The organism is Roseivirga sp. (assembly GCF_034669765.1).
In the GTDB taxonomy this organism is placed as follows: domain Bacteria; phylum Bacteroidota; class Bacteroidia; order Cytophagales; family Cyclobacteriaceae; genus Roseivirga.
This window is the reverse complement of record NZ_JAXMOQ010000003.1, coordinates 424862-449790: the sequence shown is the minus strand read 5'-3', so window position 1 is coordinate 449790 and position 24929 is coordinate 424862. Positions and strand designations below refer to the sequence as shown.

Genomic DNA, 24929 nt, shown 5'->3' with positions numbered 1-24929 from the left:
CCAAAATCTACTTATAAATCATTGATTATCAAATCTGTGATTTATAATAAGGACCTGCTTCAAAAAGGAGAACTACTCATATGGTTGCTATACATTTCAACTCAATGGCAATAGGAGTAGGGAGGGAATTGATTTCTATCGTAGTGCGGCAAGGTTGATTTTCGCTGAAATATTGCGCGTATATTTTATTGTACGTGGCAAAGTCAGCTTTCATATTGGTGAGAAAAACGGTGACATCTACCAATTGATCCCAGCTGCTTCCTGAGTCTTCAAGAATCAGCTTCACATTTTTAAAAACGGAGTGGCATTGCGCTTCGATGTCGTAAGAGAGAATATTACCCTCGGCATCTAATTCAACTCCAGGGATTTTTTTTGTACCTCGTTCTCTTGGTCCAACTCCAGAAAGGAATAGCAGGTTACCGATTTTTCGCGCATGCGGATATAGACCTACCGGTTCTGGTGCTCTATTTGAATTTAATTTGTCACTCATTACATATTGTTATTGCGGAACCCAAATTTGTCTGGCAGAGATGCTTTCTAACCTTGAAGGAATCGTAATCTTTTCATTCGATTTGCAATAGAAAACAAATCCTTTGTATGAAGTACTGTATTTATAAACATCTTTAAAAAACAACTTTCCGTGATGCTCAATCACTAAACCGTCATCCATTTTTGAAAGCATACGGCTAAAATCATTGGCTTCGATTTTAACAATAGCGCCAGATGCTTTTATGGCTTGTTGAATAGCGGCTTGTGCCGCGGCTGCTGTACTCATTTTAAATGCTTTACAAGTTCAATGCGATAATTCTCAAGTTCGTCTTTTGGTTTCACATTAAAAATATCGAAGCCGTTTTTAAGTGCGAAAGCCAACATTGCCTTGTGTCGATTTAATGTTTTGAAACGAATTTTCGAGTAACCTTTATTCAGTGCCCAAACTTCCATTTCATCTGACAGTGCTTTAGCCACGCCAAGTTTTCTATAATCAGGTAAAACACCACCTAACCAACTGTATAGAGCGCCATCTTTGTGTTTGTGATAACCGACTTTGCAGCCTACCGTTGCCTCACCAATCTTAGCCAATAATATGATATGGACTTTATTCTTGACCTTGCCTTCGTAGTAATCTGATTCCAATAATGGATCAAATTCAGGAACACTCTTCAAGACTTTCAATGCCTCCAAAAGTGTTCCTTCATGTATTTCTATTGCCATTCGAAACTAAGCGTTCATAATGCTTTCGATTTCGTCTGCCTCAATCGGGATGTTACGCATTAGGTTGAACGTGCCATCCTTCGTTATTACTTCATCATCCTCCAATCGAATACCAAGCCCTTCTTCTGGAATGTAAATCCCTGGTTCAACAGTGAATACCATACCTTCTTTAAACTCAGTGTAAATGCTTGCCACATCATGAACATCTAATCCAATGTGGTGAGATGTTCCGTGCATAAAGTACTTTTTGTACGCTGGCCATTCTGGGTTTTCGTTGGCTACATCGGTTTTGTCAATTAGGCCTAAACCGATTAATTCACTGCTCATGATTTTACCTACCTCTTTATGGTATTCAGGAATTCTATTTCCCGGTGTTAACATGGCAGTAGCTTCTTTTTTTACTCTTAATACTGCATCATAAACTTCACGTTGTCTTTTCGTGAACCTGCCATTCACTGGAATTGAACGTGTCATGTCAGCATTATAATTGGCGTATTCGGCTCCAACATCTAGGAGCATCACATCACCATCTTTCAACTGATCTTTGTTTTCAATATAATGGAGCACGCAAGCATTGGCGCCACCACCAAGAATAGGAGTGTAAGCAAATCCTTTTGATCTACTCTTCGCAAATTCATATAGAAATTCAGCTTCAACTTCATACTCCCAAACGCCAGGCTTGGTTAGCCCGAGTACTTTTCTGAATGCCTTTTCGGTAATGTTGCAGGCAGTTTGCATGAGTTCGATTTCACGCTTCTCTTTTACGTTTCTTAAATCGTATATGATCGGAGCTAGTCTTTCGTACTCGTAATTTGGGTAGGTGGCATGACACCATTTGCTAAACCTATCAGTACGTGTTTCTACTTCTGTGGCATTACGAATATGCTCGTTTTGATAGAGATAAATGTTCTCTATTTCGGCCAGCATGGTATTGAAAGTATTTTCAAACTTGTCAGTCCAGATGACGGTCTGAATCCCCGAAGCTTCTGTGGCCTCTTCTTGCGTATATTTATGGCCTTCCCAAACGGCTATGTGCTCATTGGTTTCGCGTACAAAGAGTACTTCTCTGAATTTTGGATCTGGAAAATCAGGAGCGATGACTAAAACGGATTCTTCTTGATCGATTCCCGAAAGGTAAAGCATGTTGCTGTTTTGGCGGAATGGCATGGTACCATCTGCATTGGTAGGCATAACATCGTTAGAGCAAACTACAACAACTGAGTTTGGCTTTAAACGGGCTTTTAGTTTTGCTCTGTTCTTGATAAACAGGTCTTTTCCTATTGCTTCGTATCTCATAATCTATGTTTTTATGAATTCAGACGAAATAACTAGGAAAAAGGGAGAAAAGGAAGGAAACCACATTAAGTCTTATCTACTATTCTTTTATGATTCCGTCTGCTGCCTATGATTTTTAAATAGCTCATCTGTTTCTTATTTACCTTTTTGCTTTACCTTTGTATAGAATTAGTCTAAATAAGAATAATTAATTGAGTCTCGCCCCGCTGTACATTTGTTTCCCCCAATACTTAATTCAGCAGGGTTTGCTGGCTTTGGCCAATAATAGTGGGTATTATAGTGAAATCAAGGTGTTCAGGCATACTGCCGAACTAAAGGAGTCCATTGGAAGTCATGCCAAAGAAACTATAATCTTAGACTACCTCAATGAAGATGAAAATTTCGTGCATGAACTCAATCGCTGGATTCAGATGCACCCTAATTTGAATGTGCTTGTAATCACTGATGACTTAGATAGCAATCGGATTAGGAGTGTACTGAAAATGGGAGTGAGCGGTTTTTTGACCAAATCTTGCAGTGAAGCCGAAATCCTCGAAGCCATAAATGCGATTAAAAATGGGAAGACATTTTTTTGCAACAGGGTGTTGAAGGCTCTAGTAGATGATGGCAACGAATACTTTGAACTTTCGGAAAGAGAGAAAGAGGTGGTGAAACTTATCGCTGTCGGTAATTCATCGTCCGAGATAGCTGAAACGCTAATCATTAGTATTCATACGGTGAACTCCCACCGTAAAAACATATTGAAAAAACTGAAACTCAAGTCGCCCACAGAGCTCATTATTTTTGCTGCAGAACAAGGTTGGGTGAGTTTAGAAAGAAGGTGAATCACTAACGCTAGTGATTATTTTCCCTAGCATTAGCGATTGTACGTCAACTTAAAAGCCAGCTACCTTTGTGTTATTAAGAATTAATCTAAATAACACTTGTGCGCAGCGCTATTACACTCATTTTTATACTCATCTACCCTTTCGTTTTTGGGCAAAAGATCACGATAAGAGATCAAAATTCAGGAGATCCAGTTGAAGGAGTAGTCTTAATATTTCAGACCTTAAATGGTACTTACAGTGGTCAAGTAATCTCCAATGACCTTGGGACAATTGAACTCAAAGCAGTCGATTTCCCTATCCTAATAAAAACTCAACATGTCGGTTATCAGTCATATTCTGATACCCTAAGGACTTCTAAAGATTATTCGATTCGCGTTGTTCCAAAGAAGGTTCATCTCGATGATTTTATTGTTACTGGGCAGTTCAATCCTCAATCTGCTGAGCAATCGGTTTTCACTGTTAAAGTGATTGACCAAGAAGAGATAAAAGCGCGAGGCGCAGTGACTTTATCCGAGGCGCTTTCCAATACTTTAAACATTCGCTCCTCTCAGGATCTGGCCATCGGGAGCTCAGGAATTAGCATGCAAGGCATTTCTGGTCAGAACGTGAAAATTCTGTTGGATGGGATTCCGTTGGTCAACCGAAATGGAAACGGAAACGCGGCTGACCTTTCTCAAATCAACCTGAATAATATTGAAAGAATTGAGATAGTTGAAGGACCTATGGCAGTGAATTATGGTGCGAATGCTTTGGCTGGGGTAATCAACCTTATTTCCTATAAAGACGCAGAGAATACCACTGAAATCTCGGTAGGCTTGCAAGAGGAAACCGTAGGTTCTGAGTTCGGAACAGGGGAAGGAAAGCATATTCAAAGTTTAGGTATAAAGCAGCAGATTGCAAGCCGATGGTTTGGGCAAATTGGTGTGCTACATACTGATTTCAAGGGTTTTCAGGGAAACCAAACAGGAAGGACAAAGGAATGGAACCCAAAAGAGCAATATCAGGCCGATGCTCTTATTCGTTTTATCCCAAAGAATCACTCCTTTTACTATCGATTTGATTTCTTGGATGAGACGATCAATGGCCTCGGTAAGTCGAATAATAATTATTTATCCTCGGGAGAAAATCAGCCTTTCGCTATTGATGAACAGTATTTAACTCAGCGTGCTATTCATCATATTCAAGCGGAAGGTAAACTCCCTTTTCTGAGCCGTTACAATGCTTTTGTCTCATATTCTGACTTTGAAAGGGTCAAGAGAAAGATGTCTAAAAACTTGGTTACTGGTGAAGAACATTTGACCACTTCAGAGGGCGATCAAGATGTGAGTACTTATAAAGTGTGGGAGTTTGGCGGTACTGGATATTTGGCATTTTCTGATGTACTCGACTTGCAAACTGGCTATAATTTAAGTTTTGAAAAAGTAGGTGGTGGAAGAATTCAAGAGGGTGAACAAGAGATCAATGACATCGCCATTTATGGTTCCTTGGAGTGGGAAATCAGTGACAATATTCTTGTCCGTCCAGGGCTGCGTTTGGCTACAAATAGTTCCTTCGGAACGCAGCTAATCCCTTCGGTACAAATCAAAAAACCTTTCGATGGAAATGCAGATTTAAGGCTCTCCTACGGAAGAGGTTATCGTGCCCCTTCAGTAAGGGAACTCTACTTTGAATTTGTCGATTCGAACCACAGAATTTTCGGAAATGAGAACCTTAGTCCAGAGTTTTCGCACCATTTCAGTTCCAACTTCACGAAACCTTACGAGGTAGGAAATGTAAAGTCTGAGGCCGGAATTAATCTTTTCTATAATTCAATTGACGACCAGATAGGCATCGCACAATCGGCCACGGATGCTACTTCTACAACCTATGTCAATATAGATAAATACAAAACTTTGGGGCTTGGTGTCAATCAGAAAATGGAATGGGCTAAGCTTTCTACAAGTATCGGGATTTCTTATGTCGGGCGCTTTAATCGACTAGATGAAGATCAGAGAGATGATCTGAATAAGTTTTTCTACACTCCAGAGCTCAATGGAAATGTTCAATACCATTGGACTAAAATCAGAACAAAGATTAATGTTTTCTACAAATATACAGGGGCATTAAGAAACTACATTTTCTCAGAAAAAACTGCTGGCAAACAAGAAGTAACCATTGGTGAAGTGGAGGGATATCACTGGTTGGATTTAACCTTGTCCAAAACGTTTTTCACCCATTTTGATATGATCCTCGGGGCAAGAAACCTTCTAGACATTCAAAGAATCAATAATTCAGGAGTTTCAGGCGGAACGCACTCTGGTGGTGCCTCTGTACCTGTTTCCTACGGAAGAAGCTATTTTATAAAATTAAACTATAACCTAAAATTAAAATGACAAACAGTAAATACACATTGAAGTTAATTCTTGCTTTAGTAGCGATTGGCTTCTTAAATGCTTGCGATGGGGAAGACGATCAGCCTAAAGTTGATCCTGCGGTTTCCAGTGCAATTATAGATGCAGAGGTAGGAGGGGCAGACCAGCCAAATCAAGTCTTTATCGACTTTTCTTCTAAAAGGCAAACGGTGGTGAACCGTGCTTCTTGGGACTTAGGTTTTTATGCAGGTAACGAATTCAGAGTGATTTTGAATAATCCTGCCAGTATGCTTACTCAGGCCATAGATAAAAATGATTTGACCCAAGTAACTGCGGAAGATACCGTAGGAATGGGTACTCAAATGGATATTGATGCCATTTTCGGTTCATTGTTTGGTGCGCCAGCGGAATGGTTACCACAAGCCCAAACATGGATCGATCAGCCTGACGGATCTTTGGAAGGAACAGCCATAGCGGAAATATCAGCAACAGCCGATCAAAACAAAGTGTACATTATTAATCGTGGTAAAAATGCTGATGGTACGGCCAGAGGCTGGATGAAAGCCCGCTTCTTAATAGAGGGTAGTGGATACAAAATGCAATATGCAGAGATCAATGCTACCACTTTTAGCGAGTTGCAGATCAACAAAGACAGTGACTATAACTTCAATTACGTCAACTTCAATCAGGGTTTGGTGAATGTAGAGCCAGAGAGCGCTAAATGGGATATTTGCTTTACCATTTTTACGAATCTGTTACCGATTGACGCGACTTCGAAAATACCTTATGCCTACAAAGATTTTGTGATCCAAAATAGGGCCAATGTGGAAATAGCAGAGGTAGCTGTGGCAGACTTTGCCTATGAAGATTTTACTTATACCAACTCAACTGATTTGAGCTATTCTTCAGATTTAGCTACGATTGGAAGCAACTGGAGAATTGTAGCTCAGCCTGGTTCTGATCAAGAAACAGGGGTGAATCCTGATCTTTTTTATGTGGTGCAAGATAGCGATAACAACTATTACAAATTGAAATTCACCAGAATGTTGGACCCAATTTCTGGAGAAAGGGGCTACCCACAAATTCAGTATGATTTGTTGGTTCAGTAAGGACTAACTCAAAGGTCAGAAACTCAAGTCATTCAGGTTTAAATAAGTATTAATACAAGTTCAAATAAATAGTAAAATGAAGAATACACTGATTTGCCTAATGCTGGTGATGTCTACAATCGCTATGGCACAAAGTAAGAAGAAGCAAGATCAAGAAGCGATCAAAGAAATGTGCGGTTGTTATGAAATCACTTTCAATTTTGCCGAAACATTTGATTATCAGAGAGATTACCAGTTTCATGATAATTACAGAACCAAAGGCTTTGAGTGGGCGCAATTGATAAAGGATGACAAGGAAGAAATCTCAATTCAACATTTGCTTATTGTTGGGGGTGGCCAAATTGTAAAACACTGGAGGCAGGATTGGCTTTATGAGAACACTGAACTGTACAGCTATGTGAAAGACAATGGCTGGAAGCTTCACACTTTGCCAAAAGCAGAAGTGAAAGGACAGTGGTCGCAGAAGGTTTACCATGTAGATGACAGCCCGCGTTATGAGAGTTCTGGTTCATGGGTACATGTAGATGGAAAGCATTATTGGGAAGGCGCTTCTGATTCTCCTTTGCCTAGAAGGGAGTATTCAAAGCGTAGCGACTACAATGTGATGCTTCGAACCAACAGACATGAACTCACGGACTTTGGTTGGATTCATGAGCAAGACAATGGCAAAGTGAATCGTACTGAAAAAGGAGATGAACTTTTAGCCGAGGAAAAAGGGATGAATGTCTACACTAAAGTAGAAGACAGTAAATGTGTTGCTGCGCAAGAGTGGTGGAAGAAAAATGAGCAGTACTGGGAAGATGTAAGGTTGGTTTGGACTGAAGTATATGCTGCAAACCCTTATTTTAGCTACGCTGAAAGCCTTAATGACAAAATGCTTTATGAAGTTTTATTTGCTTTAGGCGATGAAATGTCCACTGCTGATAATTACAATAGCATGGAAGTTCAAACTAAAGTGTCAGAGATAATTAAATCATATATGGATTAGATGATGTGAAAGCTGGGTAAAAAGTCGTCAAGGAAATTTTACGGAAATGCTTTTGCCATGAAGAGCGCTTCGAAAGAAGTGCTTTTTTTACATACATGTTAAAAAAAACACGTACCGAAATGGGAGTATCGATACGTGCAATAACTACAAACTAAATCATCTATGATTGATTTCTTATTGGATGCTTACATTGAAGGTGACGCTTATGTCCGTTTCTCCACCTGCATTGGTCGGGCTTCCTGTACTAACACCAGAAGCATCTTTGTCTGGTTCGTGAATAAGTAGCACTTGTAAAGTTCCAGTGCCCGCAGCACCCACTAAAACAGAGCCTGTCAAGCCAATTGGTTGTTCGTTAACATCCTCGTCTCCATATTGGTAAGTGAAGTTAATATTATTGGCTACAAAGAATACTTGATGTTCATCTGATTCTGCATTTACTTCTAAGGTAATATTCTGTGCAGGTGATTCCGCTTCGTTTAAGAAAACTACACTCACATCGTAAGTGCCATTGGCGGTCAATTCTACTGGGTTGGTGATTACGGGATCGTCACCTCCAGTACCATCAAGGTCCGTGAAAGTAGCAACCACTGTTTCTCCTTCATTTGGGCCAGTTCCAGTAAAAGTTACTCTTAAAGTGGTGATAAGTTCTTCTTGATTAACTGGTTCAGGATCGTCCGAACCACATGCCGTTGTAGTCAAAAGAGCTGCAAATACGGCTAGGTAGTAAAGCTTGATGCGTGTAAATTTCATAATTACTAAACGTTGTGTTTCTAAATATACTTAAATATCACTGTTGTTACGATGATTGTATATGCAACAATAGTGCAAATGCAACGATGTTGCAAGAGTTTGAAATGAAATTCTTCTTAAATCTTTATTAATGGTGAATAATCAGTGTCGTTTGGTTGGTAGGAAAATAAAAAAGGCCACTTTAAAGCGGCCTTTCAATATTTATAAAACTGAACGTTGATTAGTTCAAATGATTTTTAACATCTACGTAAGGTAAATCAAAAGCTTCAGCAACGGCTCTATAAACCACGTCACCTTTGATTACGTTCAGCCCAAGCTCCAATTCTTTGTTTTCAGTACAAGCTTTCTTCCATCCTTTATTGGCCAATTGAATAGCATAAGGTAATGTTGCGTTTGTAAGCGCAACAGTAGAAGTGTAAGGTACTGCACCTGGCATGTTGGCTACACAATAGTGAACAATGTCGTCAATAATGAAAGTAGGATCCTCGTGAGTAGTTGGTCTACAAGTTTCAATACAACCTCCTTGGTCAACAGCAACGTCAACAAGAACTGTTCCTTTTTGCATGTCTTTCAACATGTCTCTTGTGATCAAGTTAGGTGCTTTTGCACCTGGAATTAATACCGCACCAATGATCAAATCCATGATAGGAATAAGTTCACGAATGTTTACTTCACTAGAATAACGAGTCACCACATTTGCCGGCATTACATCATTCAAATAACGCAAACGGTCAAGGTTAATGTCCATAATAGTTACTTGAGCACCAAGGCCAGCAGCCATTTTAGCAGCTTGAGTACCAACGACTCCGCCACCTAAAACAAGTACTCTACCTGGGCTAACACCTGGTACCCCACCAAGCAATACACCCTTTCCTTTAATTGGTTTTTCAAGGTATTTAGCGCCTTGTTGAGTAGCCATTCTTCCTGCTACTTCCGACATAGGAATCAAAAGAGGTAATGAGCGGTCAGCCTTTTCAACTGTTTCGTAGGCCAAACAAACTGAACGATTTTCAATCATTGCTTTCGTTAATGGCTCATAAGAAGCAAAGTGGAAATAAGTGAATAGCAATTGATCTTCTTTGATCAATTTATACTCGCTTTCAATCGGTTCTTTAACCTTCATGATCATTTCCGCAATGTCATATACAGCTTCGATAGTAGGCAATATTTTAGCCCCTATACTTTCGTATAAGTCATTTGGGAAACCACTATTGAAGCCCGCATTATCCTGAACATAAACCGTGTGACCACGCTTAATAAGTTCTAAGGCACCACCGGGGGTTAAAGCAACCCTGTTTTCATTGTTTTTAATTTCGATTGGTACACCAATGATCATGATATCTGAATTTTAATGTTACTGGGCAAATATAGTAAGCTAGACTTCAAACGATTGCAAAGATTAGAGAAAAAAGCGCCCGTTGATAAAAAAGGTTTCTGCTCTCTACACTGTAGGCATCTTAGATGAAAGTTTTTAACTTAAACATAAAGAGAAATAAAATTTCGGCTTACTGGTTTGTTTGAAATAATATTCTGTTTAACTAAAAATTAGTTTATTTTATTCTGTGTGCCCGTTCATAACATAGGCTCAGCCAAATTTGATTCGTATCAGTAAAGTTGTATTTTTGTTAACCTTTGAGTTAGAGGTGCATTGAAAATTTAACGTTTAAGATATTGGGAGCGACTAAGACAGATAGAAAACTGAGTATAGGAGTAGAGGAGATATTGAACGATTATCGTTTGGCATGCGAAAGCAGAGAAGCGAGTTTGATGGGGCGAAAGGAAGTTTTCATGGGCAAGGCCAAATTTGGCATTTTTGGTGACGGCAAAGAGGTCGCTCAAATAGCCATGGCTAAAGCTTTTAAAAACGGTGATTTCCGTTCTGGTTACTATCGTGATCAAACTTTTATGTTTGCCATCGGTCAGCTTAGCGTTCAAGAGTATTTTGCGCAGTTGTATGCGCATACCAGTATTGAAGCAGAACCTGCTAGTGGAGGAAGGTCCATGAATGGTCACTTCGGTACTCGACTTTTAGACGAAAACGGAGGGTGGAAGAAGCAAACGGAAATGAAAAATTCCAGCGCTGACATTTCCCCAACTGCTGGCCAAATGCCAAGACTTTTAGGTTTGGCTTATGCTTCAAAATTATATCGTCAGAATAAAGAATTACATCAGTTTACGGATTTCTCTATTACGGGAAATGAAGTAGCCTTCGGGACTATTGGTAATGCCTCAACTTCTGAAGGACCATTTTTCGAGTCAATCAATGCAGCTGGAGTGCTTCAAGTACCCATGGTGATGTCGGTTTGGGATGATGAATATGGAATTTCGGTTCCTAAAGAATTCCATACCACAAAAGGAAGTATTTCGGAGTTTTTAGCGGGAATTCAACGCACTAAGGATAAGCCTGGTTTTGAGGTGTTTGTAGTGAAAGGCTGGGATTACGCGGCTTTGGTTGAAACCTTTGAGAAGGCAGCAAAAATAGCCAGAGATGAGCATGTGCCTACATTTATCCATGTTATAGAAATGACACAGCCTCAAGGGCACTCCACCTCGGGTTCTCATGAAAGGTATAAATCAAAAGAAAGACTTCAGTGGGAAGCTGATTTTGATTGCCTCAAGAAAATGAGGGAGTGGATTTTGGAAAATGAATTGGCGCAAGAAGCCGATTTAGAATTCATAGAGAAAGAAGCTAAAGAAGGCGCTAAGTTTGCAAAAACAGCTGCTTGGAATGCCTTTATGGAAGATATAAAAGCCGAGCAAAACGAGGCGATTGCTGCGATTGAGAAATGTGCTGAAGACAGTAATTTCATTGGTGAGATACATCAAGCAGCCTCTGACTTGAAGAAAACAATGAATCCAATCCGTTTGGATTCCATCAAGTCGGTTAAAAAAGTGCTGAGGCTTACGCGTTCAGAAAATACGGATACAAGAGCAGAGTTGGTTTCATGGTTGAATAATGCCTTAGCGAAGAATAAAGAACGATTTAGCTCTCACTTATTGAGTGAGTCTGCGCAATCGGCTTTGAAAGTTGAAGAGGTAAAACCAGATTTTTCGGATGAATCTCCTTTGGTTGATGGAAGAGAAGTACTTCAAGCTTGTTTCGATGCGGCTCTAGCGCGCGATCCAAGAGTTTTTGCCATAGGCGAAGATGTGGGTAAAATCGGAGATGTAAACCAAGCCTTCGCTGGTTTGCAAGATAAATACGGACAGCTAAGAGTTACTGATACAGGTATTCGCGAAGCCACTATTATTGGCCAAGGAATTGGTGCGGCACTTAGGGGCTTGAGGCCAATTACTGAAATTCAGTATTTAGATTATTTGCTCTATGCTATACAAATCCTTTCTGATGACTTGGCTTCATTGCAATATAGAACAGCAGGAGGGCAGAAAGCACCATTGATTATTCGAACAAGAGGTCACAGACTTGAAGGAGTATGGCATTCAGGCTCTCCAATGGGTATGATTTTGAGTAGTCTTCGTGGAATTCACGTGCTAGTGCCTCGAAATATGACGCAAGCGGCAGGTTTTTATAATACCATGCTGAAGGCTGATGAGCCCGCTTTGATTATTGAGTGCTTGAATGGATATCGTTTAAAAGAACGAATTCCAAATAATGTTGGTGAGTTCACTTTGCCTTTGGGTGTGCCCGAAGTACTAAAAGAAGGTGCTGATATGACGGTTGTGACTTATGGTTCTATGTGTAGAATTGTAATGCAAGCAGCTGAAGAATTGGAAGAGATTGGCATTTCTGTCGAAGTGATCGATGTTCAAACCTTACTTCCATTTGATGTTCATCATTCAATTGTGGATTCGATTAAGAAGACCAACAGGGTAATCTTTGCTGATGAAGATGTGCCAGGAGGAGCTTCGGCTTACATGATGCAGAAAGTAGTGGAGGAGCAAGGCGCTTATTTCCATTTAGACTCTCAGCCAGTAACGATTGCAGCAAAAGAACACAGACCAGCATATGCTTCTGATGGAGATTATTTCTCTAAGCCAAGCGTTGAAACGGTTTTCGATACTGCTTATGCGCTAATGAGCGAAGTGAATCCAACGAAGTTTCCAAATTTGTATTAATCACTTGAGTGATATTAGAAACCTGAAATGGTTTTATAAGAAATAAAGAAGGCTTCAACTAATATTGGTTGAAGCCTTCTTTTTTGATCAGCAGTTCTTGATTAATTCTCTGTTTCTGTCTCGGCTGCAATGTTTGCTCTTTCCGAATTAGCCCATTTTTTTAGTTTTTCAATTTGCTCATCCGATAGCTTGGCTTCTTTGTGCATTGGAAGATAATTCGGAAGTGGCATTTCACGCGTTTCTACCATTTCTACCATTTCCTCGAGTTTGTGATCTCTTCTTCTGGCCGTAAAAGTGCTCCAAAGTGAGAAGTTCAATTCTTCTCTACCGTGTTCGATATGGTCACCAATCCACCAGTTTATTGGAGCTACATTGGCATACCAAGGGTAGCGTGGTTGATTTGAATGACAATCATAACATGCTGATTTCAGCATCGAGGCAATTTCTTGATCTACATTTAAAGCAAGGATGATGTCACTGTCCGTAACTGGCTCACTGATTTTTTCCGGTCGATTGATAAATTGGATGACAACAAATGCAAAAAGAATAAAGAGGAGGATATAACGAATAATTTTTTTCATGGTTAAGAATTAGCGGTTGAAAATTCGGTGCTATCTCAAATATGAAAAATAAATCTGTATAAAATTAGGCGTTCGTGTAAAAAACAAGAAAGTCGCAGACTTTTAAGGCTGCGACTGTTGTGAGTATTCTTAGAAAATGAAGTTCAGGAATTCGAAACCTCCCCAAAAGAGTAAAAGAGAGACCGCTGTGCTAGCCGTAATTAGAAGGAGTGTTTTTTTTCTTTCTTCTAATTGCTCTTGTTGAATCTGTGTTCTGATCTCCTTTGAACCTAGGGCACTCAGTTTTTTGAAAGTGTATTTGCGCCCAGATGGTTGAATGAATTTGTTTGCTGATTTAATGTTAAAAGAGCCTCCTCTGTTTAATAGAGCCCTATTGTTTAACATTGTGTTATTCGCATCTAATATAAAACCTATTCCGCTTGCCATGTTCTTTTTATTTTAGTTACAGGTAGGTTTTCGTAAAAAAGGACGTTTGGGTTCCTCGCTGAGGGTGAGTGGTAGGAGACTTAGGTAAAGGGTTTGAGTCACTGGGTAAAGTCACATTTTAAAGGCTGAAAGCCTGATTGGGTCAAGCAGACCTCTTGACTTTTGGTGAAACAAGGGGCTTAATGTGTTTCAAAAACCATTTCTGGTTCTTCAACAGCTACTGTGCCGTTCTCATTGATGGACTTCAGTGTTACCGTTTTTAGCTCATTGATCAGCATTGGGTCATACTTGGCAGCAACCCGAACATAGTTTTCAGTAAACCCATGCATCATGCCGTTTTCAATATCATTCTCAAAAAGTACAGTAGCAGTAGAGTCTAGGTTCTCTCTATAGAACTGTTGTTTCTTTTTCTCCGAAAGAATACGAAGCATTTTTGAACGTTCTTTTCTTTCTTTTAAAGGAACTCTACCTTCCATTTCTGGAGCAGCGGTATTTGCCCTTTCAGAATAAGTAAAAACGTGGAGGTAAGATATGTTTAACTCGTTTAAGAAGTTATAAGTATCTAAAAAGTCCTCATGTGTTTCGCCTGGAAAGCCAACAATCACATCCACACCAATACAGCAATTGGGCATCAATTGCTTGATCTTGTTAATTCTATCCTCGTACAATTCCCTTAAGTAACGCCTGCGCATTCTTCTGAGCGTTTTGTTGTTTCCAGATTGCAGTGGAATATGGAAATGAGGGACAAAGCGTTTAGATGTTGAAGTGAATTCAATGATCTCGTTGGTAAGCAAATTGGGTTCGATAGAAGAAATTCGAATGCGATCAATGCCATCTACCTCATCTATTGCTTTTACCAAGTCTACGAAACGCTCAGTTCTTTTACCGTCTTGAATACCGAAATCACCAATATTTACCCCTGTCAGCACTACTTCCTTTACTTCTGAAGCTGCAATTTCTCGTGCCGAACTCAAAATATTCTCCACACTGTCGCTTCTGCTTTTGCCACGGGCCAAAGGAATGGTACAAAAAGCACAGTGATAATTACAACCATCTTGCACTTTTAAGAAAGTGCGTGTTCTGTCATTAATAGAGTAGGCATTGTTAAAAGCTGTAGCTTCTTTAATTTCCGAGGCTAAGACTTGCGTGGTTTCTGGTTTTACAAAACCATCTAGTAATTCAATTAGACGGAATTTTTCTGCAGCACCTAAAACGGCATCAACGCCTGGTATTTCCGAAATCTCCTTGGGTTTTAACTGCGCATAGCAACCAATAATAGCTACATAGCCGTCAGGGTTTATAGCTTGGGCTTCACGAACAATCTTTGCACACTTTTTATCAGCATTATCCGTCACCGAACAGGTGTTGATAATAAAAATATCTGGCGTTTCAGAGAATTCTACCTTTTGATAACCCTTTTCAGCAAACTGACGGGAAATGGTGGAAGTTTCTGAAAAATTCAGTTTACAGCCAAGCGTATAGAATGCTACTTTTCTCATTTCGGGCTGCAAATCTAATCATTTAAGTTTTCAATCAGAAGTTTTGATTAGTTACATAGCCTGCTAAATGAGAAAGTGACTGTTTTTCGAATGTGTAATACCGTCTGGAGTCGGTTATTTGGGTTGTTTTCGTTTTTTTATAAAAAACTGGTTAAAAAAATACCCTGTTTCTAAATTAATGTCTGTAAATCCTTTACTTTTGGGTGTAAATTTTAACCAACCTGTTCTATCGTATGTTAAATCAACGTCAGCGAGCGCTCAATATCGTTCAAACCAGAACTACGGAGCGTGTTTTCGCCCCAGCAGACAAAATTTCAGATTTCTTTGCCGATGATGTCTTCACTCTTGATAAAATGAGGTCAACATTGACCCCAGAAACTTACAAGAAAGTTGAAGCAGTAATTAGAAAAGGAAAAAAGATCGACCTAGAAACTGCCAGCGAGGTGGCTTCTGCGGTTAAAACTTGGGCCCTTTCTAAAGGTACTACTCACTATACACACTGGTTTCAGCCATTAACAGGATCGACTGCTGAAAAGCATGATTCTTTCTTTGATGCCCAAAAAGGTATTGAAGTGTTGAAAGGTAGTGCGTTGATTCAACAAGAGCCAGATGCGTCTTCTTTTCCTAATGGAGGTATTAGAAGTACATTTGAGGCACGTGGTTATACAGCATGGGATCCTACTTCTCCAATATTTATTTGGGGCAGAACCTTGTGTATTCCAACCATCTTCGTTTCCTATACAGGTGAAGCGCTTGACCATAAAGTGCCTTTATTAAAAGCGGTTGAGGCGGTTGATAAAGCAGCAACTAAAGTTTGCCAGCTTTTTGATAGAAACGTAACAGGTGTTAGTGTTTCATTGGGTGTTGAACAAGAATACTTTGTAATCGATAAAGCATTATTCAATGCGCGCCCAGACTTGGTCATGAGTGGAAGAACCATTTTTGGTCACCACCCTGCAAGAGGACAGCAGTTGGACGATCATTACTTTGGTGCGATCCCAAGCCGTGTTTATAACTTTATGAAAGACTTTGAAATTGAGTCTTTGAAATTGGGGATTCCGGTAATGACCCGTCACAATGAAGTGGCTCCAGCTCAGTTTGAAGTGGCTCCTTTATACGAAGATATTAACATTGCAACCGACCACAATTCATTGATGATGGATGTGATGGATCGTGTTGCTGAAAGACATGATCTGAAGGTTATTTTCCACGAAAAGCCATTTGCTGGCCTTAACGGTTCTGGAAAACACAACAACTGGTCGATCATCACAACAACGGGTGTGAATGTATTCCAGCCAAGTTCTAGCGCTAGAGAAAACTTGCAGTTCCTTACTTTCTTAGTAACGACTATTAAAGCCATTCACGAACATCCGGGAATGCTAAGGGCAAGTATTGCTTCTGCGGGTAACGACCACAGATTGGGTGCCAATGAGGCTCCTCCAGCAATTATGTCCGTATTTATTGGTTCTGAGCTTACTTCTGTTTTACAAGAGCTAGAGAACAACGGAAACCTTAAAGTAGACAAAGGCGACAACATGTATATGAAATTGGGGATTGATAAAATACCTCAAATCATACTAGATAACACAGATAGAAACAGAACTTCTCCTTTTGCCTTTACTGGAAACAAGTTTGAGTTTAGAGCTGTTGGCTCTGATCAAAACGTGGCCGAGCCAATGACAGTGCTTAACCTGATTGTAGCAAACCAATTAAAAGAGTTCTACAATGAGGTGAGCGGTTTGATCAAGAAAGGTGAGGATAAGAAAATTGCCATTGTTAATGTATTGAGAAAGTACATTAAGGATTCTAAATCTGTGCTGTTTGAAGGTGACGGATATTCTGAAGAATGGGCAGAAGAGGCAAAGAAAAGAGGTCTTCCGAATGTAAAAGATACGGCTAGAGCACTTGATGCATATATTGGCAAAGATTCCATCAAAATGTTTGAGGAATTTAAGGTGATGAATGCTATTGAACTTGAAGCAAGAAATGAAATTCAACTGGAAAACTATATCTTGAAATTGCAGATCGAAGCCAGGTTGATGGGTGAAATTGCAATGAACATGATTCTTCCTGCTTCTGTTGATTACCAAAGTAGGCTCATGGACAATGCTAGTAAACTAGCAGGTTTAGGGCTCGATAATACTCACGTAATGACAGTTGTGAGTAGGGTTAATGGCTATATCAAAACCATCCAGACAAAAGTGGATGAGATGAATGAAGAGAGAGGAGAGGTGAATCACATTGAAGAGTCTAGAGATAGGGCGATTGCTTATTGTGATAGAATTAAGGGTAAATACTTTAATGAAATCCGTAATGCAGTGGATAAACTCGAACTTTTGGTTGACGATGAGGATTGGCCTTTATTGAAATACAGAGAGATGCTTTTCTTGAGATAATAGAAACGATTTCATAAATTTTAAAACCACTTCCGCTAGGGAGTGGTTTTTTTATGGTATGTTTCTAATGGTTATGAATAAGAAGTGGTCTAAAAGAGTAAGAATAGGTTGCCTTTCTAGCGTAGTGCTCATTATAGTTTTATCTCAGGTTGTAAGTGGTTGTGTCTCTTTTTCGAAAAGTGATAAGGAGGTAGCTGAATTTTTTGAAGAACAGCCTGTAAAACCAGTAAGTGAGTCTTATATCGTTGACGGCTATAAAATGCACTACGAGGTGTTGGACTTAAATCAACCTGCTACTTTCATTTTTATACATGGAACGCCCGGTTCTTGGGATGCCTTTATCGACTATTTTGTAGACAGCACACTTTATAATAAAGCGGTCATTATTTCTCCTGACCGCCCAGGTTTTGGTAAATCGAGTTACGGAAAACCAGTGGCTTCATTAGAAGCCCAAGTCAAATATTTAGCACCTATTTTAGAGGAATATCCTGCTCCAAGAATCCTGATCGGACATTCTTTAGGAGGGCCAATTGTTGCCAGAATGGCGATGGATTATCCGGAATTAGTAGATGGAGTTATCATGTTAGCGCCAGCACTTTCAGCTGAATTAGAACCGCATGAAGATTGGTTTAGAGTCCCCATGCGTTTGCCAATCATTGAAGGTATTTTCCCTAAAATCTTTAGAGTCTCTAATGAAGAGCTTATTTTCTTACGAGAAGAACTTGAATTGATGATGCCGCTTTGGAAGAATATCACTGTGCCCAGCGTGGTTATTCAAGGTGAGGAAGATAATCTAGTTCACCCCGGAAATGGGCCTTTTGCAGATAGCGTTTTGGTAAACGCACCCCATAAAATTATTATGCTTCCCAAACAAAATCACTTCCTACCTTGGAACGAATCTGACTTGGTTAAGGAAACGATTTTGGAGATGTTGGAGGGGATTAGGAGTGGGAGTTAGGTAGGTTTTAATCTCCTTTTTTGACGCCTAGCCCTTGGTCTGCTTGCTGTCCACGCCATGCACGCGCTAAAGCTTCAGCATACGTGCAGCGGGGGATAAAAGCAGCAGAGCTTATGTTTTACTTCTGAAGTTTCTTTACATCTGCCGCTGTCCTCCCTTCTTGCCTTCGCAAAGCTTCGGCAAAGCAAGGGGGGGAGGTTGGAGGGGGATTTGTTGTTGATTTTAAACCAAAAAAAGCCCAATTCTTTCGAATCAGGCTTTTTTCTCAATACTCAATACCATCTACTCCGTACTAAATAACAATATTCACAATCTTCTTCGGTACCACAATTACCTTTTTAGGGGTTTTGCCTTCGAGCCATTTCTGAACGTCTTTGTTGGCGAGTACTTCCGCTTGAATTTCAGCATTAGGCTTGTCTACAGCGAAACTCATTTTTACCCTCATTTTACCATTGAACGCAATTGGGTATTCATGCTCGTCTTCTTGCAGAAACTCTTCATTCAGAACAGGGTAAGGCGTATTTACAATACTTTCCTTATTGCCCAACAAGCTCCAAAGCTCTTCGGTAATGTGTGGCGCATAAGGCGAGATCAACACCACTAAATCAGCCAACACCTGACGGTTATTGCAGTTCAATGCGGTAAGCTCATTCACACAAATCATAAAGCTACTGACAGAAGTGTTGAACGAATAACGCTCAATGTCTTCTTCCGCTTTTTTGATGGTTTTGTGTAGCACTTTCAACTCTGCTTTGCTTGGTGCTTCATCGCTTACTGCAAACTCACCTTCTTGGTTATAGAAGAGTCTCCAAAGCTTCTTTAGGAATTTAGAAACGCCATCAATGCCATTGGTATTCCAAGGCTTGAATTGCTCCAAAGGTCCAAGGAACATCTCATACAAACGAAGCGTATCGGCACCGTATCGCTCAATAATATCGTCTGGGTTGACCACATTGTACTTCGACTTGGACATTTTCTCTACTTCCCAACTACAGGTGAATTTACCATTTTCTTCAGTGATAAATTCTGCATCAGCTAAATCAGGTCGCCAGTTTCGGAAGGCTTCCATGTCGAGTTCATCATTGTAAACAATACTGACATCTACATGCATTTGTGATACCAATCCACCCAGTTTACCACCGACATCCAAAGTGTATTTATCATAAGCTTCATTTGATCGTCTCCTTAGTATTCTTTCAAATTCATTTAATATAAATTCTTCAGTAGGATAGTATTTCTGCCCCTCTTCCTTGTCTTTTGAGTATTCATTGTTCAACTTTTGTAGTATTCCGTAAGACACAAATATCTGTGGTAGAGTAAGGTTCTCATCTTCTAGTGCTCTATAAGACAGTCGTCTTACAAAATTCGATCTCCCCTGAATCATGCCTTGGTTGATCAATTTCTTGAAAGGCTCTTGTTGGTTCACAATGCCTAAATCGAACAAGATTTTATTCCAGAAACGAGAGTACAGCAAGTGACCCGTGGCGTGTTCAGAACCACCAATGTACAAGTCCACATTCCCCCAATATTCCTGAATGTCTTTGTCTACAAAGGCCGTATCGTTTTTGGCGTCCATATAACGGTACCAATACCAGCTTGAGCCTGCCCAACCCGGCATAGTGCTCATTTCTAATGGATAAGCTTGGGTTTCGCCTTTTGGCGTATAATTAAAATTTTCGGCCCTGGCCAATGGAGGATCGCCATCTTCAGTAGGTAAGTATTTATCAATTTCTGGAAGAATAATCGGCAAGTCAGCCTCGTCTACCAAATAAGGTAAATCGTTTTTGAAATAGACAGGCACCGGTTCGCCCCAATACCTTTGACGCGCAAAAATGGCATCTCTAATTCTGAAGTTGATTTTGCCTTTTCCGACTTTCTTTTCTTCTGCAAACTCAATGGCTTTAGCAATGGCGTCTTTACAACTCATCCCATTCAAAAAACCAGAATTCATCATGACGCCTTCCTTGGTCGGGTCGGCTTTTTCGCTGATGTCTGCGCCCTCAATTACCGGAACAATCGGTAAATCGAAGTGCTTCGCGAAGTCGTAATCACGTTGGTCACCACAAGGCACGGCCATTACTGCACCAGTACCATAACCCGCCAAAACGTAATCAGCAATCCAGATTTGAATTTTTTCTCCGTTGAACGGATTGGTCGCATAACTGCCCGTAAACACGCCTGAGATGGTTTTTACATCACTCATTCTGTCGCGTTCCGAACGGTTTTTGGCCGTTTCTACATAAGCCGCTACTGCTTCTTTTTGATCTTCTGTGGTCAATTCGGCCACCATTTCGCTTTCTGGTGCTAAAGACAAGAATGTTACCCCGAAAATCGTATCGATACGCGTGGTGAACACATTGATTTTCAAATCATGACCGATTACGGGGAAGGCTAGTTCGGCACCAATGGATTTACCAATCCAGTTGCGCTGCATTTCTTTCAATGGTTCTGACCAATCTAGGTTGTCCAAACCTTCGAGCAATCTTTGGGCATAGGCGGTGATGCGCATGCTCCATTGCTTCATTTTTTTCTTTACTACAGGGTGGCCACCACGTTCCGAAAAACCATCTTTTACTTCATCGTTAGACAATACGGTTTTCAGTTCGGGACACCAGTTTACCGAGGTTTCGGAAAGGTAAGTGAGTCTGTATTTGAGCAACATGCGCTGCTGCTCTTCTTCCGACCAAGCATTCCATTCGTCTGCTGAAAAAGACGGAGTATCTTCATCGCAAGCGGCATTTACATTGGTATTGCCCGATTGGCCAAAGGTGGCTACCAATTGGTCGATGGTTTCGGCCTTTTCGGTGGCTTTGTTGTACCAGCTGTTGAAAATTCTAAGGAAAATCCACTGCGTCCATTTGTAGTACGCAGGGTCGCAGGTTTGAATTTCTTTGTCCCAATCAAAGGAAAAGCCGATGTTCTTCAACTGCTCTTTGTAGCGGTCGATATTTTCTTTGGTGGTAATGGCAGGGTGCTGCCCAGTTTGAATGGCATATTGCTCGGCAGGTAAACCGAAGGCATCGAAGCCCATAGGGTGCAATACATTAAAGCCTTTGTTTCTCTTGAACCTAGAAACGATATCTGAAGCGATATAGCCCAGCGGATGACCCACATGAAGTCCAGCGCCCGAAGGGTAGGGGAACATGTCGAGCGAGTAAAACTTGGGTTTGCTCTTGTCTACTGTAGCTTTGAACGTCTGGTTTTGGTTCCAGAATGCCTGCCATTTAGGCTCTATATGCTTGTGATTATAATCTGCCATTGCCGCTTAACCGTTTCTAATATCTAAAGTGCGCAAAAATAGTGTTTTTCGCCCTTGAATAAATCATTTTCGCGATTATTCGTGCCTTTTGGGCAAGAGCCCTTATATTTAATCATTGAATAGAAATCTATGTTCGGTTTATTTAAAAAGAAGCCCAAAGAAAAGCAGGCGCCAAAACTGCTCGATCTGAATAGCAATCCCATAAACGAGGGCGATGTAGTGACCTCGCTGCGCTATGATTTGGGCGATTGTAAAGTGGTATTAGAAGAACTGGTATTTTTTTACGAGTCGATTGAAACTGGAGAACGCGTAAGTTATGTGCGGATGGTGGATGCGATTACGGAAAATCAGAAAGTGATTTTGAAGAAGGATTGAGTTCAAGTTTCTGTTAATGCCCTTAGCTACTGTCGCAGGTTTTCCAAACCTGTGACCCACTATGGTTTCTAGGACTCTGTCCGTATGATACCAAGCCCTCTACTAGTCCAAGCCTGTCCACTAGTCCATGCGTCTCGCTTGGACTTTTATTTTGGTCTCAGCGAGAGGCGAAAGAGGGCCAGTAGAAGAATTGAGATTGTTAAATGTTGAGTTAGTTTGAACGGGACAGAGTCCCTTTTTAATAATTAGTCACAGGTTCGGAGAACCTGCGACAGTGTATGCTGTGGAGGTATAATAATAGTTGGAGGTTTCACTTCTTTTTCAAGAAATCCGATACCAAAGGGTTTTTCTCAGACTCCATTTCACATGTCCAGCTATCAATCCACCACCTGCCTTTTTCAAAATGAAGCTGAATACTATTCAACCCTCTAATATTTGATGCTATTTCTGGATTGGTTCTTATTTCGAAAGCACTCCATACTTGAGCCAAATTGCCATGATGGCTCGTCTCTCGCTTAAGTTCTTTTTCATAGAAACTCTCTCTAGGTGCTAGCGCCATTGGAAGGTATTCCGTCTCCAATGAATGGGAGTCAGCATTTCCATTTTCATCTAACCTCGTAATAACCGCATTAGCGGAATGAATGTATTTGTCTCGCTCAAATTGCCATGGATCATTGCTTGAGCCCGAAATTACATCGTAATAAGCATTGATAATTGCATCAATAGACTTAACATCTTCGGCATATGTTTTATCGATAGATTGTCCGAAAACGGATGTACAGGACACGAATGCAATAATGAAAAGTATATTTTTCTTCATAAGTCTATTTTTGGGGACACACTGATGTGTAACGCTTTCTGTATTTTCCATCAATCTAATGATTTTTTGAACTTGACCAGCTCTTTTATTCGCGTTGGCGAGTTTGGTAATATGGTGGTTAATATGAGGTGATTGACGAAACTTAAGGTCGGTCTCAGCGAGACGCGAAGACCAGTGGGGAGTGCATTACTTGCACAAGCCTTCCCTCAACTCGATCTCATCTAATTTCACCCAAGTGTTATGGTCAAAATCTTTGGGTGAAAACTTAAATAGGATGACGGCTTCTTTGGTTTGCTCGCAATAGCGCTGTACTATGGTAACCTGTAGTGTCATGGGCTTTTGTGTATAGCGGCTCTCAAAAATATCGAGTTGTCCCGTAAATCGAGAAGTGCTTTTACTGGCTTCTTTCTCGACCAGTAGCGCTTTGGTATTCTGAATACCCGCATTGTTTTTTTTCCAAGTATCTATACCCAATAAACCATCAAAATAGAGTTGTAAGCTACTTTCAAGAACAGACTTTGTCACTAGCTTGTCGACATCTATTTCCCATACAAACGCATATGACCAGAACTCAGGGCTTTCCTCATTTGACCAACCCTTTGGGAAAAGCGCCACTTCTGCGCCTTGAAAATTGATTTCCTGTGCAAAACTTATCGGAAACTGAAAAAGCTCTTTGCCCCAAGTGCTGTCTGCTTCTAATAGTCTTTCCGCTGGTTTCTCCGCTTCCTGCTCTTGGCCAAAGCTCAACATTGAGTTGAGGAGTAGGACTAGGGTCAGAAGGATGTTTCTTGTTGTTTTCATAGGGCGTATTTATTGCTGATATTTAAAGTTATGTGTTATTTTAAACGCAGGGCAATTCTGAATTCTATGGCATTTGAAATAATTATATCCTTATGAGTAAACCTAAAGCGAAAAGCCACTAGAAGTGTCAAATGAATGTAAAAGAAGTGTCAACGACAGCAAAAAATCGACACTTTATGGCTTATTTACACTTACTATGAGCAGAAGAAAGATTTATTCGTTTAGCGCCTTAGCTGTTGTCATTTTTCTCACTTGGATTTTCTCTAGCCCAAACGAAAGAGCGGAAGACTTTTCGGGGCAAGTTAAAGTTGCTTTAAGAGCTGTGGGAAATCAACTGCTGCTTTCCAATCAAGACTCAACTTCGTTGGTATTGCCTGTCATTGAGTTAGACGAATCGAAGTATCAACTCTCATTTCAGAATGACCTTTCATTGACGCCAGATCACTTGGTGTCCGTAATTGAAGAAAGCTTTCAGGCTTCGGGGCTTCCTAACTATTACCGTGTTGAACTTATCCAAAACTCAGATCAAGAAGTCGCATACAGCTATGAAATGAAGTTTGACCGTAAAAACAGCATCATCCCTTGTTTAAGCAGAGACTTGCCTCAAAGTGCTTATAATTTACAAGTGAAGTTTACTGAAATGGAACCTTCTCTTATGAACCAAAAAGCACTTCTGATAGCCCCCGCAATAGCCTCTTTACTACTCTTTGTATTTCCATTTTATAAAAGAAAGCAGCCTGTAAAGGAGAAAGAAATTCACCAAGAATCTTTAGCACTTGGCATGTTTGATTTTTACCCGGCTCAGAATAAGCTGATGAAGGGTGGCCTGGAAATCAGTCTTTCCAAAAAAGAATGTGAGCTGTTGCAGATTTTTTCTAGCAAGCCTAATCAAATTATTACAAGAGATGAACTCACAAAAAGGGTTTGGGAAGACAATGGTGTTTTTGTAGGAAGAAGTTTGGATACGTTTATTTCAAAACTCCGCAAGATCTTAAAAGAGGATAAGTCCATTCAATTGACCAATGTGCATGGTGTAGGCTATAAGCTGGAGGTAGGTTAGTGATAAGTTGACTTGACTTAGCTCTCTGCATTACTAGTTCAAGCGTCTCGCTTGGACTTTCATCTTACGATGGTCTCAGCGAGACGCTAATACCAGGGAGGGGAAGGTTGTTTGCACGAACACTCCTCCTTGGCGAAGGAGGTT

At 40.4% G+C, this 24929-nt stretch carries 21 protein-coding genes; 9 read left to right on the top strand and 12 right to left on the bottom strand.

Annotated features, from left to right (window positions below; genetic code table 11):
- Positions 1–76: 76 nt before the first annotated feature.
- The 4 genes from VOI17_RS08150 to VOI17_RS08135 are packed head-to-tail and all read right to left on the bottom strand — an operon-like array spanning position 77 to position 2508.
- Complete coding sequence (locus tag VOI17_RS08150; RefSeq protein WP_323756753.1) at positions 77–490, bottom strand: RidA family protein; 414 nt, start codon at positions 488–490, stop codon at positions 77–79.
- A gap of 9 nt (positions 491–499) precedes the next feature.
- Positions 500–775 (bottom strand): hypothetical protein, encoded by a 276-nt coding sequence (locus tag VOI17_RS08145; RefSeq protein WP_323756752.1) that lies wholly within the window; start codon positions 773–775, stop codon positions 500–502.
- Complete coding sequence (locus tag VOI17_RS08140; RefSeq protein WP_323756751.1) at positions 772–1212, bottom strand: GNAT family N-acetyltransferase; 441 nt, start codon at positions 1210–1212, stop codon at positions 772–774. The genes VOI17_RS08145 and VOI17_RS08140 overlap by 4 nt, the downstream gene beginning before the upstream one ends.
- 6 nt (positions 1213–1218) lie before the next feature.
- The gene (locus VOI17_RS08135; protein WP_323756750.1) at positions 1219–2508 is read right to left on the bottom strand and encodes an aminopeptidase P N-terminal domain-containing protein; all 1290 of its coding nucleotides are present in this window, start codon (positions 2506–2508) and stop codon (positions 1219–1221) included.
- Between the two features lie 191 nt (positions 2509–2699).
- Here VOI17_RS08135 and VOI17_RS08130 point away from each other — a divergent pair, with 191 nt between their 5' ends.
- From VOI17_RS08130 to VOI17_RS08115, 4 genes are all read left to right on the top strand, one after another.
- The gene (locus tag VOI17_RS08130) at positions 2700–3332 is read left to right on the top strand and encodes a response regulator transcription factor (protein WP_323756749.1); all 633 of its coding nucleotides are present in this window, start codon (positions 2700–2702) and stop codon (positions 3330–3332) included.
- Positions 3333–3433: 101 nt separating this feature from the next.
- Positions 3434–5707, top strand: a complete 2274-nt coding sequence (locus VOI17_RS08125; RefSeq protein WP_323756748.1) for a TonB-dependent receptor — start codon at positions 3434–3436, stop codon at positions 5705–5707.
- The gene (locus VOI17_RS08120; RefSeq protein WP_323756747.1) at positions 5704–6795 is read left to right on the top strand and encodes an HmuY family protein; all 1092 of its coding nucleotides are present in this window, start codon (positions 5704–5706) and stop codon (positions 6793–6795) included. Before VOI17_RS08125 ends, VOI17_RS08120 begins: the two co-directional genes overlap by 4 nt.
- Before the next feature lie 76 nt (positions 6796–6871).
- Positions 6872–7783 carry a DUF6607 family protein gene (locus VOI17_RS08115; RefSeq protein WP_323756746.1) on the top strand — a complete coding sequence of 304 codons (912 nt, stop codon included), beginning with the start codon at positions 6872–6874 and terminating at the stop codon, positions 7781–7783.
- Positions 7784–7957: 174 nt separating this feature from the next.
- Here the strand turns inward: VOI17_RS08115 and VOI17_RS08110 are convergent, their stop codons facing one another.
- Together VOI17_RS08110 and ald are read right to left on the bottom strand one after the other, a co-directional pair.
- Positions 7958–8533, bottom strand: coding sequence for a hypothetical protein (locus VOI17_RS08110; protein WP_323756745.1), 576 nt, complete (start codon positions 8531–8533; stop codon positions 7958–7960).
- A 220-nt stretch (positions 8534–8753) separates the two neighbouring features.
- Positions 8754–9869, bottom strand: a complete 1116-nt coding sequence (gene ald, locus VOI17_RS08105; RefSeq protein WP_323756744.1) for an alanine dehydrogenase — start codon at positions 9867–9869, stop codon at positions 8754–8756.
- 335 nt (positions 9870–10204) lie between these two features.
- Here ald and VOI17_RS08100 point away from each other — a divergent pair, with 335 nt between their 5' ends.
- On the top strand, positions 10205–12610 hold the full coding sequence (locus VOI17_RS08100) for an alpha-ketoacid dehydrogenase subunit alpha/beta (RefSeq protein ID WP_323756743.1): 2406 nt from the start codon (positions 10205–10207) through the stop codon (positions 12608–12610).
- 101 nt (positions 12611–12711) lie between these two features.
- Here VOI17_RS08100 and VOI17_RS08095 read toward each other — a convergent pair whose 3' ends face one another.
- The 3 genes from VOI17_RS08095 to mtaB form a co-directional block, all read right to left on the bottom strand.
- Positions 12712–13191 (bottom strand): heme-binding domain-containing protein, encoded by a 480-nt coding sequence (locus VOI17_RS08095; RefSeq protein WP_323756742.1) that lies wholly within the window; start codon positions 13189–13191, stop codon positions 12712–12714.
- Between the two features lie 129 nt (positions 13192–13320).
- Complete coding sequence (locus VOI17_RS08090; protein WP_323756741.1) at positions 13321–13617, bottom strand: hypothetical protein; 297 nt, start codon at positions 13615–13617, stop codon at positions 13321–13323.
- A gap of 179 nt (positions 13618–13796) precedes the next feature.
- Positions 13797–15116 carry a tRNA (N(6)-L-threonylcarbamoyladenosine(37)-C(2))-methylthiotransferase MtaB gene (gene mtaB, locus VOI17_RS08085; protein ID WP_323756740.1) on the bottom strand — a complete coding sequence of 440 codons (1320 nt, stop codon included), beginning with the start codon at positions 15114–15116 and terminating at the stop codon, positions 13797–13799.
- 233 nt (positions 15117–15349) lie between these two features.
- On the opposite strand from mtaB, the gene VOI17_RS08080 reads away from it, so the two are divergent.
- Both VOI17_RS08080 and VOI17_RS08075 read left to right on the top strand, forming a co-directional pair.
- Entirely contained in the window at positions 15350–17512 is a 2163-nt protein-coding gene (locus VOI17_RS08080; RefSeq protein ID WP_323756739.1) for a glutamine synthetase III, read from the top strand.
- A gap of 73 nt (positions 17513–17585) precedes the next feature.
- Positions 17586–18470, top strand: coding sequence for an alpha/beta hydrolase (locus VOI17_RS08075; protein WP_323756738.1), 885 nt, complete (start codon positions 17586–17588; stop codon positions 18468–18470).
- 292 nt (positions 18471–18762) lie between these two features.
- Here VOI17_RS08075 and VOI17_RS08070 read toward each other — a convergent pair whose 3' ends face one another.
- Positions 18763–21729 (bottom strand): leucine--tRNA ligase, encoded by a 2967-nt coding sequence (locus VOI17_RS08070; protein WP_323756737.1) that lies wholly within the window; start codon positions 21727–21729, stop codon positions 18763–18765.
- Between the two features lie 129 nt (positions 21730–21858).
- Here VOI17_RS08070 and VOI17_RS08065 point away from each other — a divergent pair, with 129 nt between their 5' ends.
- Positions 21859–22104 carry a hypothetical protein gene (locus tag VOI17_RS08065; protein WP_062592837.1) on the top strand — a complete coding sequence of 82 codons (246 nt, stop codon included), beginning with the start codon at positions 21859–21861 and terminating at the stop codon, positions 22102–22104.
- Between the two features lie 310 nt (positions 22105–22414).
- Here the strand turns inward: VOI17_RS08065 and VOI17_RS08060 are convergent, their stop codons facing one another.
- Both VOI17_RS08060 and VOI17_RS08055 read right to left on the bottom strand, forming a co-directional pair.
- Positions 22415–22924 carry a hypothetical protein gene (locus tag VOI17_RS08060; RefSeq protein WP_323756736.1) on the bottom strand — a complete coding sequence of 170 codons (510 nt, stop codon included), beginning with the start codon at positions 22922–22924 and terminating at the stop codon, positions 22415–22417.
- A gap of 186 nt (positions 22925–23110) precedes the next feature.
- Positions 23111–23725, bottom strand: a complete 615-nt coding sequence (locus tag VOI17_RS08055; RefSeq protein ID WP_323756735.1) for a hypothetical protein — start codon at positions 23723–23725, stop codon at positions 23111–23113.
- Positions 23726–23921: 196 nt separating this feature from the next.
- On the opposite strand from VOI17_RS08055, the gene VOI17_RS08050 reads away from it, so the two are divergent.
- Positions 23922–24785, top strand: a complete 864-nt coding sequence (locus tag VOI17_RS08050) for a winged helix-turn-helix domain-containing protein (protein ID WP_323756734.1) — start codon at positions 23922–23924, stop codon at positions 24783–24785.
- The last annotated feature ends 144 nt before the right edge of the window (positions 24786–24929 follow it).